Below are 15,836 nucleotides of genomic sequence, written 5' to 3'. Positions count from 1 at the left end.
GGAGCCTCGTGAACGATCGGTTGCGGCTGTTTTCCTATTGGCGCTCCAGCGCTGCGTACCGCGTGCGCATCGGCCTCAACCTCAAGGGACTGCCGTACGACATCGCCTCGGTGCACCTGCTGCGCGATGGCGGCGACCAGCACACGCCCGCGTTCCGCGCCGCCAATCCGCAAGGCCTGGTGCCGGTGCTCGAACACGGCCAGCGCAACCTGCGCCAGTCGATGGCCATCCTCGAATACCTGGACGAAGTGTGGCCCTCGCCGCCGCTGCTGCCCGCCACCGCGCGCGACCGCCAGCGCGTGCGCGGCCTGGCGCAGCTGATCGCGTGCGACGTGCATCCGCTCAACAACCTGCGCGTGCTGCAGTACTTCGAGCGCGAATGGCACGTGCCGCAACCCGAACGCGACGAATGGGTGCGCCACTGGATCGGCGACGGCCTGGCCGCATTCGAGTCGATGCTGGCCGACCATCCTTCGACGGGCGAATTCTGCGACGGCCACGCGCCGACGCTGGCCGACATCTGCCTGGTCCCGCAGGTCTACAACGCGCGGCGGTTCAACATCGACCTGGGCAAGTACCCGACCATCCAGCGCATCGAAGCGGCGTGCCTGGCGTTGCCGGCCTTCGACGCGGCGCGCCCGGAAATGCAACCGGACGCCCCGCAACCCACCTGAGCCGCGCTCGCGCGCGGCGGGGGTTTCAGCCGATCTTGGTTTCGAACACGTCCGCGTAGGGATCGTGTTCGCCGGTGCCGCCCTCGGAGAGGCGGAACTTCAGCGCAAGGCCATCGCGCGAGTCGGCGGCCTGCAGCGCGGCTTCCTTCTCGATGCGGCCTTCCTTGTAGAGGCGGAACAGGCACTGGTCGAACGACTCCATGCCCGCTTCCAGCGACTCTTCCATCGCCTGCTTGATCTCGTGCACCTGCCCGCGGCGCAGCAGGTCGCGGATCATCGGCGTGTTGATCAGCACTTCGGCGGCCGGCATGCGGCGGCCATCCACGCCGACCACCAGGCGCTGCGACACCACCGCCTTGAGGTTGAGCGCGAGGTTCATCAGCACGTTCTTGTGCGCGGCCTCGGGGAAGAAGTTGAGGATGCGCTCGATCGTCTGGTCGGCGTTGTTGGAGTGCAGCGTGGCCAGGCAGATGTGGCCGGTTTCGGCGAAGGCGATCGCCGCTTCCATCGTGGTGGCGTCCAGGATCTCGCCGATCAGGATGACGTCCGGCGCCTCGCGCATCGCGTTCTTGAGCGCGTTGTGGAAGGCGTGCGTGTCCAGGCCGACTTCGCGCTGGTTGACGATCGACTTCTTGTGCTTGTGCAGGTATTCGATCGGATCCTCGATGGTGAGGATGTGGCCCGACGAGGTGCTGTTGCGGTGGTCGATCATCGAGGCGAGCGTGGTCGACTTGCCCGAACCGGTGGAGCCGACGATCAGCACCAGGCCGCGCGGGGCCATGATGATTTCCTTCAGCACCTGCGGCAGCTGCAGCTCTTCGATGGACGGGATCACGCTGCGGATCGCGCGGATCACCATGCCCACCTCGCCGCGCTGCTTGAACACGTTCACGCGGAAGCGGCCGGAATCGGCCAGCGCGATCGCCATGTTCAGTTCCAGGTCGCGCTCGAACTGGGGCACCTGGCCCTCGTCCATCAGCGAATAGGCGATCTTCTTGACCATGCCCGGGGGCAGGCCGGTGTTGCCGAGGGGGTACAACTTGCCTTCGACCTTGATGTAAACGGGAGCACCGGTCGTCAGGAACATGTCCGACGCGTTCTTCTCCGTCATCAGCTTCAGGAAATAGCCGATGTCCATGTGCCGTACCCTCGTGTCTTGGCGGCCGATTGCATGCACGGCGCCGGCTTCATCACAATGACCGCGCGTCGTCCCCCTTCAGAACAGCACGGCACCCCTATGCGCCCAAGCTTCGCACACTTCCGTAAAACGCAACACGCGTGGATTTGCGGCCTTGTGATCGCGTCCGCGCTCGCGGGCTGCGCTAGCCTGCCGCCGCCCACCGGCGAGTTGTCCGCGGCGCAACAAGCGGTCTCGCGCGCGGAGAGCGCCGACGCGGACCAGTACGCATCGGCCGAACTTGCATCGGCGCGCAGCGCGTTGGGCGCTGCGCAATCGGCGATGGCCCGGGGCGACGAGGACCAGGCGCGCCTGCTGGCCGAGTCCGCGTCCACCGATGGCGAACTCGCCCTCGCACGCAGCCGCGCGGCCACCACCCAGGCCGATTACACGCAGCGCGCCAACGAAATCACCGAACTGCGCCAGCGCCTGCAACTCGGCGCCGGCGACCAACCCGCGCCGGTCGCATGGCCCGCGCCGCAGGGCGTGCCGGCCGGCACGGATCCCGCGGCCGCGCTCTCGCAGCGTCTGCTGTCGCTGGACGCCGACGCCCGCCTGCAGGGCTTCGGCGCCTACGAACGCCTGCGCGCGCGCCAGTCCATCGACGCCATCGCCACGGCGCGCAGTCGCGATCGCGCGCATGCCGTGCAGGTCGCCAGCCGCCGCACCGAAACCGCCGAACTCGCCGCGCGCACCGAAGCCGCGCGCCGCGACGTCGATCGCCTGGATCGCGAACGCAGCGAATTGCTGGTCGAAGCCAGCCGCCAGGACGCCGAACGCGCGCGCCAGGAAACCGAACGCCTGCGCGTAGAAGCGCAGATCCAGGCCGAGGAAGCCCAGCGCCTGCGCGCCGCCGCCGAAACGGAAGCCGCCGCGCGCCAGCAGGCCGAGGACGTGATCCTCGACGTCGCCGGCGACCAGGCCGCCAAACTCGCCGCGGCGCGCGAAAAAGACGCCGCCCTGGCCCGCAAGGAAGCCGAACTCACGGCTGGGGGGTCGCTGCCGCCGTCGAAGCGCGACGCCCGGGGCGAAGTCTTCACCCTCGGCGGCGACGCCTTCGCATCCGGCCAGGCCACGCTCACCGCCTCGGCCACCGCCAGCCTGCGTGCGCTGGCCGCCTACCTGCAGGCCGGCCCCGCGCCGCGCGTGAAGATCGAGGGCCATACCGACGGGCAGGGCGAAGCGGCCGCCAACCAGGCGCTGTCCGCCCGGCGGGCCAGCGCGGTACTCGCGGCCCTGGCCGCCGGTGGCGTCCCGAAGGCCCGGATGCAGTCCACGGGGTTGGGTGAATCGTCTCCGATCGCGGACGACACGACCGCCGCGGGCCGGGCGCGCAACCGCCGCGTCGAGATCATCGTGTCGGCCAAATAACCTTTTCTTTTCAATGGCTTGACGCTGCGTTGCCGAACGTCGGCGAAACCCTGCGGATCGGCGTCGGCGCCCTTGCCGAGCCACCGGCGGAGGAGTAGCGTCGAACTCCCGAGCGCACCCTCGCTCGGCCGATTCGAAACGGAAGGCCGATGACCCAGACACCTGCAGATGAGGAGCGCGCGGCCGGACTTTCCGGCGCGGGCGCCCGGATGCAGGCTCCGCGCGCCGCTCGCGCCATCCCGATCGAACTCCTGGACGCCCCGTGCCACCCGGCCCGGGGCGTTCGCGTTTTCATGCAGTAGCAAGAGGAGGCTGACCATGTTCGAAGGGCAACCACAGGCGGAACTCGAGGCATTGATCAAGGGCAACCCCGAGTTCAAGAGCCTGTACCAGCGCCACAAGGAACTCGACAAGCAGGTACTCGACGCCGAACTCGGCGTGCTCCCCGTCGACGACCTGACCCTGCAGAAGATGAAGCGCGAAAAGCTCGCTGCGAAGGATCGACTGACCAGCCTTTACGACCGGGAACACTGACCCCGGCCGCAACCACACCGTCGCGGGCGGTGCCGGCGTCCTCGTCCAGCCGGCACCGCCTGCGGTGGCATCGAATCGCACGCTGACTTTCGCGTGCGCCCCGACGGATAATCGCCCGCTCCGCCGCACGTTCGCGGCCGCACGCGGGATCCACGATGTCCACCAGCAGCACCGTGCACCAGTCCGTCCTCGAACTGATCGGCGATACGCCGGTCGTGCAGGCGCAGCGCCTCGACACCGGCAAGTGCACGCTGTTCCTGAAGCTGGAAAGCCAGAACCCGGGCGGATCGGTCAAGGACCGCATCGGCATCTCGATGATCGAGGCCGCCGAGAAGCGCGGTGACATCAAGCCCGGCGACACGCTCGTCGAAGGCACCGCCGGCAACACCGGCATCGGCCTGGCGCTCGTCGCGCAGCAGAAGGGCTACAAGCTGATCCTCGTCGTGCCCGACAAGATGAGCCGCGAGAAGATCTTCAACCTCAAGGCGATGGGCGCGCAGGTGGTGCTGACGCGCAGCGACGTGGCGAAAGGCCATCCCGATTACTACCAGGACATGGCCGAACGCATCGCGCGCGAAACGCCCGGCGCGTACTTCATCAACCAGTTCGGCAACCCCGACAACCCGGCCGCGCACGAATTCGGCACCGGCCCGGAAATCCTGCGCCAGATGGGCGGCGACCTCGACGCCATCGTCTTCGGCTGCGGCAGCTCCGGCACGATGACGGGCCTTTCGCGGTGCTTCGCGCAGCACTCGCCGAAAACCGAACTCGTGCTGGCCGATCCGGTCGGTTCGATCCTCGAGGAGTACATCAACCGCGGCACGCTGTCGGACAAGTCGGCCAGCTGGATGGTCGAAGGCATCGGCGAGGATTTCCTGCCGCCGATCTCCGACTTCACGCGCGTCAAGCAGGCCTACGCGATCTCCGACAAGGAAAGCTTCCTCACCGCGCGCGAGTTGCTGGAGAAGGAAGGCATCTTCGGCGGTTCTTCCACCGGCACGCTGCTCGCCGCCGCGCTCAAGTATTGCCGCGCGCAGACCGAGCCCAAGCGCGTGCTCGTCTTCGTGTGCGACACCGGCAACAAGTACCTGTCGAAGATGTACAACGACTACTGGATGCTGGACAACGGCTTCCTGGAGCGCGAAACGCACGGCGACCTGCGCGACCTGATCCTGCGCCCGTTCTCGCGCAAGGACACCGTGGTGGTGGCGCCGACCGACCTGCTGGTCACCGCCTACCAGCGCATGAAGCTGTACGACGTCTCCCAGCTGCCCGTGATGGACGGCGAGAAGATCGTCGGCATCGTCGACGAATCCGACGTCCTGCTGCACGTCTACGGCGACGAGGCGAAGTTCCGCGACCCGGTGTCCACCGCGATGGTGTCCAAGCTCGACATCCTCGACGTGCGCTCCCCGGTGGAGGCCCTGCTGCCCGTGTTCGACCGCGGCCACGTGGCCATCGTGACCCAGGACACCGCGTTCCTCGGCCTGATCACCCGGATCGACTTGCTGAACTGGTTGCGCCGCCGGGTGCAATAGCCCATTCGCCCGGGGGGCGGGCGAGCCGCCGATGCTAGAATCGCGCCGGTTTTTCGCATCGGATCCACGCATGAAAGAGCAGGACACGCGCGCCATGGGCCCCGGCACCAAGGCGATCCACGCCGGTCAATCGCCCGACCCGACCACCGGGGCGGTCATGCCGCCGATCTACGCCACGTCCACGTACGCCCAGTCCAGCCCCGGCGTGCACCAGGGGTTCGAGTACTCGCGCACGCACAACCCGACCCGGTTCGCCTACGAGCGCTGCATTGCCGCGCTCGAGGGCGGTACCCGCGGGTACGCGTTCGGCTCGGGCCTGGCCGCGACCTCCACGCTGCTGGAGCTGTTCGACAGCGGCGACCACATCATCGCGATGGACGACGTGTACGGCGGCACCTTCCGCCTGTTCGAACGCGTGCGCCGCCGCTCGGCGGGCCTGGACTTCAGCTGGGTCGATCTCACCGATCCGGCCAAGTTCGAAGCCGCGATCACGCCGAAGACGAAGATGGTGTGGATCGAGACCCCCACCAACCCCTTGCTGAAGATCGTCGACATCGCCGCGATCGCGAAGATCGCGAAGGCGCACGGGTTGATGGTGGTCGTCGACAACACCTTCTCCTCGCCGATGGTGCAGCGCCCGCTCGAACACGGCGCCGACATCGTCATGCACTCGGCCACCAAGTACCTCAACGGCCACTCCGACATGGTCGGCGGCATCCTCGTGGTCGGCGACAACACCGAACTCGCCGAACAGCTCGCCTTCCTGCAGAACTCGATCGGCGCGGTGCAGGGCCCGTTCGACAGCTTCCTCGCGTTGCGCGGCCTGAAGACATTGCACCTGCGCATGCGCGCGCATTGCGAGAACGCGCTCGCGCTGGCGCAGTGGCTCGAATCGCATCCGGCGATCGAACGCGTCGTCTACCCGGGCTTGCCCTCGCACCCGCACCACGCGCTGGCGAAGCAGCAGATGGACGGCTTCGGCGGCATCGTCACGATCTTCGTCAAGGGCGGGCTCGAGGCGGCGAAGCGCTTCTGCGAGCGCACGCAGCTGTTCACGCTCGCCGAATCGCTGGGCGGCGTGGAAAGCCTCGTCAACCATCCCGCGATCATGACGCACGCCTCGATCCCGCCGGAGCGTCGTGCGCAACTCGGCCTGTTCGACAACCTGGTGCGCCTGAGCGTCGGTGTCGAAGACGTCGCGGACCTGCAACGCGACCTCGCCGCGGCGCTGCAGTCGTAACGCGGCGATGGAAATCCTGGATGTCTTCGGCCGCCATCGGTCGCTTGCGGTCGAGCTGACGCGGCGCGAGATCCTCGGCCGTTACCGCGGCGCCAACTTCGGCCTGCTGTGGTCGCTGATCAGCCCGTTCCTGATGCTGCTCGTCTACACGATGGCCTTCGGCTACATCATGAAGAGCCGCTGGCCCGGCGCGTCGGGCTCGACCTTCGAGTTCGCGGTGATCCTGTTCGTCGGCCTGGTGGTGCACGGCTACTTCGCCGAATGCTTCACGCGCGCGCCGATGCTGATCGTGGGCAACGCCAACTTCGTCAAGCGCGTCGTGTTCCCGCTCGAGCTGCTCGGCTGGAGCATGTCGTTTTCCGCGTTGTTCCACCTGGCGATGAACACCGTGGTGCTGCTCGCGCTCCTGTGGTTCGCCAAGGGAGCCGTGCCGCCGACCGCGCTGCTGTTCCCGGTCGTGTTCGCGCCGCTGTTCGTGCTCACGCTCGGGGTCGGCTGGATCGTCTCGGCGCTCGGCGTGTTCCTGCGCGACATCGGGCAGATCGTGGGCGTGATCGCCACCGCGATGCTGTTCCTGTCGTCGGCGATCGTGCCCGTGGGCTCCGTGCCCGAACGCTACCGCTGGGTGTTCCACCTCAATCCGCTGACCTTCATCATCGACCAGGCGCGCGAAGTCCTGATCTGGGGCCACCTGCCCGATTGGCGCGGCCTCGGCGTCTACACCGTTTGCGCGGTGGCGGTGGCCTTCGCGGGCCACGCGATCTTCGCGAAGCTGCGCACGGGGTTCGCCGATGTCCTTTGACGGCGCGAACACCCCGCCCGCCGGCGCGCTCACGATTTCCGTGCGCAACGCCGGCAAGGCGTACCACATGTACGAAAGCCCGGCCCACCGGCTGTGGCAGAGCCTGTTCGGCCGGCGCAAGACGTTCTTCCGCAACTTCTGGGCGCTGCGCGGCATCGACATGGACGTGATGCGCGGCGAGACGATGGGCATCATCGGCCGCAACGGCTCGGGCAAGTCCACGTTGCTGCAGATGATCGCCGGCACGCTCACGCCCACCGAAGGCTCGGTGTCGATCCACGGGCGCGTCGCCGCGCTGCTCGAACTGGGCAGCGGGTTCAACCCCGAGTTCACCGGGCGCGAGAACGTCTACCTCAACGCCGCCATCTACGGCCTGACGCGCGAGGAAACCGCGCGGCGCCTGGACGACATCCTGGCCTTCGCCGACATCGGCGAGTTCATCGACCAGCCCGTGCGCAGCTATTCCAGCGGCATGGCCCTGCGCCTGGCCTTCGCGGTCATCGTGCACGTCGACGCCGACGTGCTGATCATCGACGAAGCGCTGTCGGTCGGCGATGCGTTCTTCTCGCAGAAGTGCATGCGCTTCCTGCGCGAGTTCAAGAAGCGCGGCACGTTGCTGTTCGTCAGCCACGATGCCGGCGCAGTGACGGGCCTGTGCGACCGGGCGATCTGGCTGGAGAACGGCGCGATGCGCGGCTCCGGTTCGGCGCGCGAGGTGGTGGAGGCCTACATGGCCGAGCTGCACGTCGTGGAGCGCCGTCGCGTGGCGGGCGAACGCGTCGTGGCGTCCAGGCCGGCGATTGCACCGGACGCGGTCGACCACGACGTGCGCGACGTGCGTGCGCAGGCCGACGCGCCCGTGCCCGCGGTGCGCACCTTCGCGTTCGACCCGGAGCGCTCCGGGCTGGAATTCGGCGCCGGCAAGGCGCAGATCGTCAGCGTGCGCCTGCTGCAGGCCAGTGGCGATCCGGTGCTGTTCGCCGAAGGCGGCGAAATCGTGGACCTGGTGATCACCGCGAAGCTCGGCGAGCCGCTCGACGGCCTGATCTTCGGCTTCTACGTCAAGGATCGCCTCGGCCAGCGCCTGTTCGGCGACAACTCGTACCTGGTGTACCAGGACGCGCCGGTGGCGGGCGCGGCGGGCGACATGGTGAGCGCGCGCTTCCGCTTCCGCATGCCGCACATGCCGTCGGGCTCGTACATGATCGACGCCGCGGTGGCGTCGGGCACGCAGTACGACCACACGCAACAACACTGGATCCACGACGCGCTGGAATTCCGCGCGCTGGACGAAACGATGCGGTTCGGCCTCGTGGGCATTCCCATGCTGGACATCCAGGTACGACAGGATTCGATGGAATGATGGAGTTCACGGGCGAGCGATTCATCCCCGGCGAGCTGGGCGAACTGAGCCTGGAACACTGGCATCGCTACGTGTGGTGCAACCGCGCGGTCGCCGGCCTGCGCGTGCTCGACGTCGCGTGCGGCGAAGGCTACGGCTCGGCGCTGCTCGCGCGTTCGGCCGCGCACGTGCAGGGCGTCGATATTTCCGCCGATGCCGTGCGCCATGCGCGCGAACGCTACGGCGCCGCGGGACGCGTGGAATTCACCGAGGCCAGCGCTGCGGCATTGCCGTTCGCGGACGCGACGTTCGACGCCATCATCTCGTTCGAGACGATCGAGCACATCGATGCCGACCTGCAGGCGCGCATGGTCGCCGAATTGCGGCGCGTGCTCCGGCCGGACGGCTTCCTCGTGCTGTCGTCCCCCAACCGCGCGGTCTATTCCGATCGCCGCGGCTTCCACAACGAATTCCACGTGCGCGAGCTGTACTTCGACGAGCTCGACGCGTTGCTCGCCCCGCATTTCCCCGCGCGGCACTACCACGCGCAGCGCATGGCCTCCGTGTCCATGCTCGTCCCGATGGAGGGTGCGAGCGCTGCGTACACCGCGTTCCGCGCCGACGGCGACGACGTCGCCGAGCGCACGGCCTCGCCGGGCGACGTGAAATATTTCATGGCCGTGTGCGCCGCGCGCGCGGATGCCGTGCCGACGCTGCCGGCGTCCGTGTACGACGACGCGCGCATCGACCTGTATGCGCGCCACGAAGACCTCGCCGCCTGGGCGCAGCAACTCGACCAGGACATGGCGCGCGAGCGCGCCGACTTCGGGAAGCTCCAGGCCGAACATGACGAGCGCACGCGCTGGGCGCTGTCGCTGTCGACCGAACTGGAAGAACACGCCCGCGTGGCGCAATCGCGCGATGCCTTGATCGACGAGCGCACGCGCTGGGCGCAATCGCTGGAGGCCGAAGTCGCGCAGGAACGCGCGCGGCATGCCTTCGTCAAGCGACGCGCGCTGGAACTCGAACTGGAACTGCGCGACGTGCGCCACGCCCTGCAGGAGGGCGCGAGCCGCTTCCGCAAGGCCTTCGACGCGGAAGTGGAATTGCGCATGCAGGTGCAGCGCCAGGGCCTGGAACAGGAACGGCACGCCCGCGACCTGCGTGCGATCGCCGAAGGCCTGCTGGCGTCAACGTCGTGGCGCGCGACCACGTGGCTGCGCCGCGCGGTGTCGCTGCTGCGGGGCCGCAAGCTGGCGCCGATCGCGCTGCCCGAGCCGCCCGAACGCATCGGCGCGCTCCCGCGCAGCGTCTCGGTCGACGACCTGGTGTTCGTGCGGCCGGAATCCCCGAAGTTCTCGGTGGTCATCCCGGCCTACGGCCAGTTCGCCCACACGCTGGCGTGCCTGCATTCGCTGCAGGTGGCAGGCGGCCGCGCGAGCTTCGAGGTCATCGTGATCGAGGACGCCTCCGGCGACGCGGAGATCGAGCGCCTGCGCGGGATCACCGGCCTGCGCTACGTGGCCAACCCCGCCAACATGGGCTTCCTGCGCTCGTGCAACCAGGCGCAGCAGTTGGCGCGCGGCGAGTACATCGTCTTCCTCAACAACGACACCGAAGTGCGGCCGGGTTGGCTCGACGCATTGCTCGACGTGTTCGAAGCGCATCCCGACGCCGGGATCGCCGGCTCCAAGCTCGTCTTCGCCGACGGGCGCCTGCAGGAAGCCGGCGGTATCGTGTGGCGCGACGGGTCGGCCTGGAACTACGGGCGCCTGCAGGATCCGGACGCCAGCGAATTCAACTACGTGCGCCGGGTGGATTACGTCTCGGGCGCAGCACTGATGATCCCCACCGCACTGTTCCGCAAGCTCGGTGGCTTCGATCCGATCTACGCGCCGGCCTACTGCGAAGACTCCGACCTCGCCTTCCGCGTGCGCGCCGAAGGCCTCGAGGTGTACTACACGCCGTTCTCGGAAGTCGTGCACCACGAGGGCGTTTCGCACGGCACGGACACGGGCAGCGGCATCAAGGCCTACCAGCCGATCAACCAGGCGAAATTCCTGGAACGCTGGCGCGACACGCTCGCCGCGCACTATCCCAACGCCGAGTGCGTGCCGCTCGCGCGCGACCGCGCGTTCGACGGTCCGGTGGTGCTGGTGATCGACCACTACGTGCCGCAGCCCGACCGCGACGCGGGTTCTCGCACGATGGATGCGTTCCTCGACCGCCTGCTCGAACTTGGCTGCCACGTGAAGTTCTGGCCCGAGAACCTGCACAACGACGTGCCCTACGTGCGCGCGCTGCAGGCGCGCGGCATCGAGGTCTTCCACGGCGCGCACTGGGCCGGGCGCCTGGGCGAAGTGCTCGAGCAGTGGGGCGATCGCCTCACCGCGGTGCTCGTCTCGCGCCCGCACATCGCCAGCGGCGTGCTGGCCGAGATCCGCGCCCGCACGCGCGCACGCATCGTCTACTACGGCCACGACCTGCATTTCCGCCGCATGGCGCTGGAAGCGCGGGCGCGCGGCGAAACCGACGGCGACGCCGCCACCGCGATGGAAACGATGGAACGCCACGTGTGGCGGCAGTCGGACGTGGTGCTCTATCCCTCCGACGAAGAAGCGCGCGACGTCGCGGGCCTGGAGCCCGGCGTGTCCGCGATGTCCGTCGTGCCCTACGCCTACGATCGCTTCGAAGCGCCGGTGTCGGTGGGCGATCGGCGCGACCTGGTGTTCGTCGCCGGCTTCGGCCATCCGCCGAACGTCGACGCGGCGCACTGGCTGGTGTCGGAAATCATGCCGCGCGTTTGGGCGCGCCGCCCCGACCTGCGCCTGGCGCTCGTGGGCTCCAATCCGACCGATGACGTGCGTGCGCTCGCAGGCGACCGCGTCGAAGTCACCGGCTATGTTTCGGACGAGGCGCTGCAGGCGCGCTATCGCAACGCGCGCGTGGCCGTGGTGCCGCTGCGATTCGGCGCGGGCGTGAAGAGCAAGGTCGTCGAAGCGCTGCAACTCGGCCTGCCGCTGGTCACCACGACCGTCGGCGCGCAGGGCCTGGATGGCGTCGACGCCGCATGCAGCGTCGTCGATGCCCCCGACGCCATGGCCGATGCGATCCTCGCGCTCCTCGACGACGACGCGCTGTGGCTCGCGCGTGCGCGCGCCGGCGTCGCGTTCGCCGCTGCGCGCTTCTCGCGGGAGGCGATGCGTCGATCGCTCGCCGCCGCCTTCGCGTTGACCGACGGGAGTTCCGCATGATCGTGCGTGCACGCGCACCGCTGCGCCTCGGCCTGGCCGGCGGCGGCACCGATGTTTCGCCGTACTGCGACCTGCACGGCGGTTTCGTCATGAACGCCACCATCGACAAGTACGCGCACGCGATGGTCGACGATGCGCCGGACGGCACGGTCGCGTTCGAAGTGCTCGACCACGACGAACGCATCGCGTTCGCGCCGGGTGCATGCGAGCAGCAGGACGGGAAGCTCGCGCTGCTCGTCGGCGCGTACCTGCGCATCTCGCGCGACTTCCTCGGCGGGCGCCAGCCCGCGATCCGGCTGCGCGCGCACTCCGACGCGCCCCCGGGCTCGGGCCTGGGCTCGTCGTCGACGATGATGGTCGCGCTGGTCACCGCGCTCGCGGATTATTTCTCGCTGGGCCTGGGCGAGTACGAAATCGCGCACCTGGCCTACGAGATCGAACGCAACGATCTGGCGTTGACCGGCGGCAAGCAGGACCAGTACGCCGCGGCGTTCGGCGGGTTCAACTTCATGGAGTTCCATCGCGAGGACCGCGTCATCGTCAACCCGCTGCGGATGAAGCCGTGGGTGCTGGCCGAACTGGAAGCCTCGCTGGTGCTGTACTTCACCGGCGTGTCGCGTTCCTCGGCGAGCATCATCGACGAGCAGATCCGCAACGTCGCCGGCGGCGAATCCGATTCCATCGCGGCGATGCACCGCCTGAAGGAAGAAGCCACCGCGATGAAGGAAGCGTTGCTGCGCGGCGACCTGCGCGGATTCGTGCGCACGCTGCAGGCCGGCTGGGAAGCGAAGAAGCGCATGGCCGCCTCGATCACCAACCCGCACATCGATGCGATCGAGCGCGTGGCCACCGCCAACGGCGCGCTGGCCACCAAGGTGTCCGGCGCGGGCGGCGGCGGCTTCATGATGTTCTTCTGCGCACCGCACGACCGCGTGCGCCTGTGCCGTGCGCTCGATGGCCAGGGCGGCACGCGCATGGACTTCCATTTCACCAACGAAGGGGCGATCGCATGGCGACCGACGTGATCCAGACGGTGCGCGGCGAGTTTGCCAAGTCGCTTGCGAATTTCCGCGCGATGTCCGAGGACGCCGCGCTCGAGCAGACCATCGTGCAGGCGGTGGACACCTGCGTGCGCTCGCTGCGCAACGGCGGCAAGATCCTGTTCGCCGGCAACGGCGGCAGCGCGGCCGACGCGCAGCACTGGGCGGGCGAACTCGTCAGCCGCTTCTACTACGACCGGCCCGGACTGCCGGGCATCGCGCTGACCACCGACACGAGCATCCTCACCGCGATCGGCAACGACTACGGTTACGACTACACGTTCGCGCGCCAGGTCGAAGCGCTGGGCGTGGCGGGCGACGTGTTCGTCGCGATCTCCACGTCGGGCAACTCGCCCAACATCGTGCGCGCGGCCGAAGCCTCGCGCGCGCGCGGGATCCACGTCATCGGATTCACGGGGCAGGGCGGCGGTGCGCTGTTGCCGCTGGCGGATGTCTGCTTCCGCGTGCCGTCCACCGAGACGCCGCGGATCCAGGAAGGCCACGAGTTCATCGGCCACCTGCTGTGCAGCCTGATCGAATGTGCGATGTACCCGCGCGATGCCGACTGACGAAGCGATCGTCCTCGTCGGCGGCCTCGGCACGCGGCTGCGCAGCGTCGTCAGCGACGTGCCCAAGCCGCTCGCGCCCGTGGCCGGGCGGCCGTTCCTCGCGTGGGTGCTCGACCACCTCGTCGATGCCGGGCTCGCCCGCATCATCCTTGCGGTGGGGTATCGCGGCGAGCTCGTCGAACAGGCGATCGGCGCGCGCTGGCGCACTGCAAGCGGCGCTTCCGCCGACATCGTGTACGCCCGCGAATCCGAACCGCTCGGCACCGGTGGCGCCGTGCGCAATGCCGCCGCGCAATTGGCCGGCGATGCGGTGCACGTCGTGAACGGCGATACGTTCCTGCGCTATTCGCCGGCCGCGCTGGAACGCGCGACGCGCGAGGCCGCCGCGATGCTCGGCATCGCGCTCGCGCACGTCCCGGATGCCGCGCGCTACGGCGCAGTGGTGATCGAGGACGACCTGGTGCGCGGCTTCCAGGAAAAAGGCCGCGGCGGCCCGGGCTGGATCAACGCGGGCTGCTATTTCCTCGCGCCTGCGGCGTTGGCGGCATTGCCCGCCGACCCGGTGTTCTCGTTCGAGGAAGCCGTCCTCGCGCCCGCCGCGCAAACCGGGCGCGTGGCCGCGCATACGCAGACCGAAGGCTTCATCGACATCGGCGTGCCGGACGACTACCTGCGCGCGCAATCGCTGTTCGCCTCGGAGCGCGCATGAGCGCGGCCGGGCAACGCGTCGTCGATCCGGGCCTGGACGCGCTGCTGGCGGGCCATCCCGTGCCGCGGCGCGCGCTGTTCCTCGATCGCGACGGCGTGATCAACGAGGACGACGGCTACGTGCATTCGGCGTCCGGGACACGCTGGATCCCCGGCATCTTCGCGCTCTGTCGCGCCGCGGTCGATGCGGGTTACCTGATCGTCGTCGTCACCAACCAGGCCGGCATCGCGCGCGGCCTGTACACCGACGCGCAATTCCGCGACTACACGCGCTGGATGCACGAGGCGTTCGCGGGCAGGGGCGTGCCGATCGCGGCGACGTACTACTGTCCGCACCACCCCACGGCCGGACTGCACGAAGCGCGCATCGTGTGCGAATGCCGCAAGCCGGCGCCCGGGATGTTCCTGGCTGCCTGTACCGCGCTGGGGATCGACGCCGCCGCCTCGATGCACGTCGGCGACAAGGCCAGCGATCTCGAAGCGGCACGCGCCGCGGGCGTGGCCACGCGCCTGCTGTTGGGCGATGCCCCGCTTCCCGCGGGCGAACGCCGCATCCACGCCCTCACCGAAGCAATGCCTTTCCTTGCGTACGAACCGCCCATGGCGACCGGAGTCCAAGATGGTTGACCTGCGCGCACCCTGTCCGTTCTGCCGCAACCCCTGCGCATTGCACGCCACGCTCGACGGCGTTGCGTACTTCGATTGCAGCGACTGCGATTTCATCTTTGCCGATCCAACGCTGCTGGCACGCATCGACGCCGGCGAGCCGGTGCGCGAGTACGACGACGCGTACTGGCAGATGGAGCTTGCCGCGGCACGCGACCGCTCGTGGGGGCCGTCCCTGGCGCGCACGGCGGAGGCGCTGCTGTATTGCACGATTCCGGTCCGGCGCTTCGTCGACGTCGGCGCGGGTCCGGGGTTCCTGCTCGATGCGCTGGCGACCTACCTGCCTTCGCACGTGGACACCTTCCACGGCATCGAGAAGTTCCCGCCCCCGCAGCACCTGCGCACGCAGCGCCCGAATTACATCCACGCCGACATCGCCGACGTCGACGGGACCTTCGAGTGCGGCACGTGCATCGAAGTGCTCGAACACCTCACGCCCGCCATGGCGCGTGCGCTCGCCCGCGCGTTGCGTGCGCGTTCGGTGCCCGGCTCGCTGTTCCTGTTCAACACGGGACTCACCGCCTACGTGCGCGGCGAGGACCCCGGTTACCTCGATCCGTTCGGGCGCGGGCACATCACGTGCTGGTCGGTGTCGTCGGCGCGGCGCGTGTTCGGCCCGGAAGGGTTCCTTGTCCACGCGTTGCCCGGAAAGACCTGGGCCTTCGTCATCGAAATGGGACCCGTCGCCGACAAGAACGCCATGGTCGATCGCATCTGGCATGGACCGGCGGCGAACCGGAACCTGCTGTCCGATCCCGTCATGGGCAACGTCATGTACCTGCTGGGCGTCGAAAGCGCCCGCGCCTACGGCGTCGCCCCGGTCGAACGACTGCCGTGGCAGGCGCGGCTGTGGAAGCGGCTGCGCGGGTTGGCACCGTGACCGCAGCCGGATCCTTCCCGCCCGATTCGCACGCACCTTTG

At 68.7% G+C, this 15,836-nt stretch carries 14 protein-coding genes; 13 read left to right on the top strand and 1 reads right to left on the bottom strand.

The annotated features are described in order from the left end of the window. Positions 1-8 precede the first annotated feature (8 nt). The gene (maiA, locus tag LYSHEL_RS04535) at positions 9-674 is read left to right on the top strand and encodes a maleylacetoacetate isomerase (RefSeq protein WP_213436112.1); all 666 of its coding nucleotides are present in this window, start codon (positions 9-11) and stop codon (positions 672-674) included. A gap of 25 nt (positions 675-699) precedes the next feature. Here maiA and LYSHEL_RS04530 read toward each other — a convergent pair whose 3' ends face one another. After that, the gene (locus LYSHEL_RS04530) at positions 700-1,812 is read right to left on the bottom strand and encodes a PilT/PilU family type 4a pilus ATPase (RefSeq protein WP_213436110.1); all 1,113 of its coding nucleotides are present in this window, start codon (positions 1,810-1,812) and stop codon (positions 700-702) included. A gap of 156 nt (positions 1,813-1,968) precedes the next feature. Between LYSHEL_RS04530 and LYSHEL_RS04525 the strand changes: the two genes are divergently transcribed. The 12 genes from LYSHEL_RS04525 (at position 1,969) to LYSHEL_RS04470 (ending at position 15,795) form a co-directional block, all read left to right on the top strand. Beyond that, on the top strand, positions 1,969-3,222 hold the full coding sequence (locus LYSHEL_RS04525; RefSeq protein WP_244858665.1) for an OmpA family protein: 1,254 nt from the start codon (positions 1,969-1,971) through the stop codon (positions 3,220-3,222). Positions 3,223-3,540: 318 nt separating this feature from the next. After that, positions 3,541-3,756, top strand: a complete 216-nt coding sequence (locus LYSHEL_RS04520; protein WP_213436108.1) for an HP1242/YdcH family protein — start codon at positions 3,541-3,543, stop codon at positions 3,754-3,756. A gap of 155 nt (positions 3,757-3,911) precedes the next feature. Next, complete coding sequence (locus tag LYSHEL_RS04515) at positions 3,912-5,294, top strand: pyridoxal-phosphate dependent enzyme (protein WP_213436106.1); 1,383 nt, start codon at positions 3,912-3,914, stop codon at positions 5,292-5,294. Positions 5,295-5,364: 70 nt separating this feature from the next. Then, positions 5,365-6,534 (top strand): cystathionine gamma-synthase, encoded by a 1,170-nt coding sequence (locus tag LYSHEL_RS04510; protein ID WP_213436104.1) that lies wholly within the window; start codon positions 5,365-5,367, stop codon positions 6,532-6,534. Positions 6,535-6,541: 7 nt separating this feature from the next. Next, entirely contained in the window at positions 6,542-7,336 is a 795-nt protein-coding gene (locus LYSHEL_RS04505) for an ABC transporter permease (RefSeq protein ID WP_213436102.1), read from the top strand. Then, positions 7,326-8,699: an ABC transporter ATP-binding protein gene (locus LYSHEL_RS04500; RefSeq protein WP_213436100.1), complete on the top strand. Its 1,374-nt coding sequence runs from the start codon at positions 7,326-7,328 to the stop codon at positions 8,697-8,699. The genes LYSHEL_RS04505 and LYSHEL_RS04500 overlap by 11 nt, the downstream gene beginning before the upstream one ends. Beyond that, entirely contained in the window at positions 8,696-11,932 is a 3,237-nt protein-coding gene (locus tag LYSHEL_RS04495) for a glycosyltransferase (protein ID WP_213436098.1), read from the top strand. The genes LYSHEL_RS04500 and LYSHEL_RS04495 overlap by 4 nt, the downstream gene beginning before the upstream one ends. Further along, complete coding sequence (locus LYSHEL_RS04490; protein WP_213436096.1) at positions 11,929-12,957, top strand: GHMP family kinase ATP-binding protein; 1,029 nt, start codon at positions 11,929-11,931, stop codon at positions 12,955-12,957. Before LYSHEL_RS04495 ends, LYSHEL_RS04490 begins: the two co-directional genes overlap by 4 nt. Next, positions 12,942-13,541, top strand: a complete 600-nt coding sequence (locus LYSHEL_RS04485; RefSeq protein WP_279640658.1) for a D-sedoheptulose-7-phosphate isomerase — start codon at positions 12,942-12,944, stop codon at positions 13,539-13,541. Before LYSHEL_RS04490 ends, LYSHEL_RS04485 begins: the two co-directional genes overlap by 16 nt. After that, positions 13,531-14,250 carry a sugar phosphate nucleotidyltransferase gene (locus LYSHEL_RS04480; RefSeq protein ID WP_213436094.1) on the top strand — a complete coding sequence of 240 codons (720 nt, stop codon included), beginning with the start codon at positions 13,531-13,533 and terminating at the stop codon, positions 14,248-14,250. Before LYSHEL_RS04485 ends, LYSHEL_RS04480 begins: the two co-directional genes overlap by 11 nt. Continuing rightward, positions 14,247-14,876, top strand: coding sequence for a D-glycero-alpha-D-manno-heptose-1,7-bisphosphate 7-phosphatase (locus LYSHEL_RS04475; protein WP_213436092.1), 630 nt, complete (start codon positions 14,247-14,249; stop codon positions 14,874-14,876). Before LYSHEL_RS04480 ends, LYSHEL_RS04475 begins: the two co-directional genes overlap by 4 nt. Then, entirely contained in the window at positions 14,869-15,795 is a 927-nt protein-coding gene (locus LYSHEL_RS04470) for a methyltransferase domain-containing protein (protein ID WP_213436090.1), read from the top strand. The genes LYSHEL_RS04475 and LYSHEL_RS04470 overlap by 8 nt, the downstream gene beginning before the upstream one ends. Positions 15,796-15,836: the final 41 nt, after the last annotated feature.

It is taken from the genome of Lysobacter helvus, assembly GCF_018406645.1.
GTDB classification, from domain to species: Bacteria; Pseudomonadota; Gammaproteobacteria; order Xanthomonadales; family Xanthomonadaceae; genus Noviluteimonas; species Noviluteimonas caseinilytica.
This window is presented reverse-complemented; position numbering and strand designations above follow the sequence as displayed.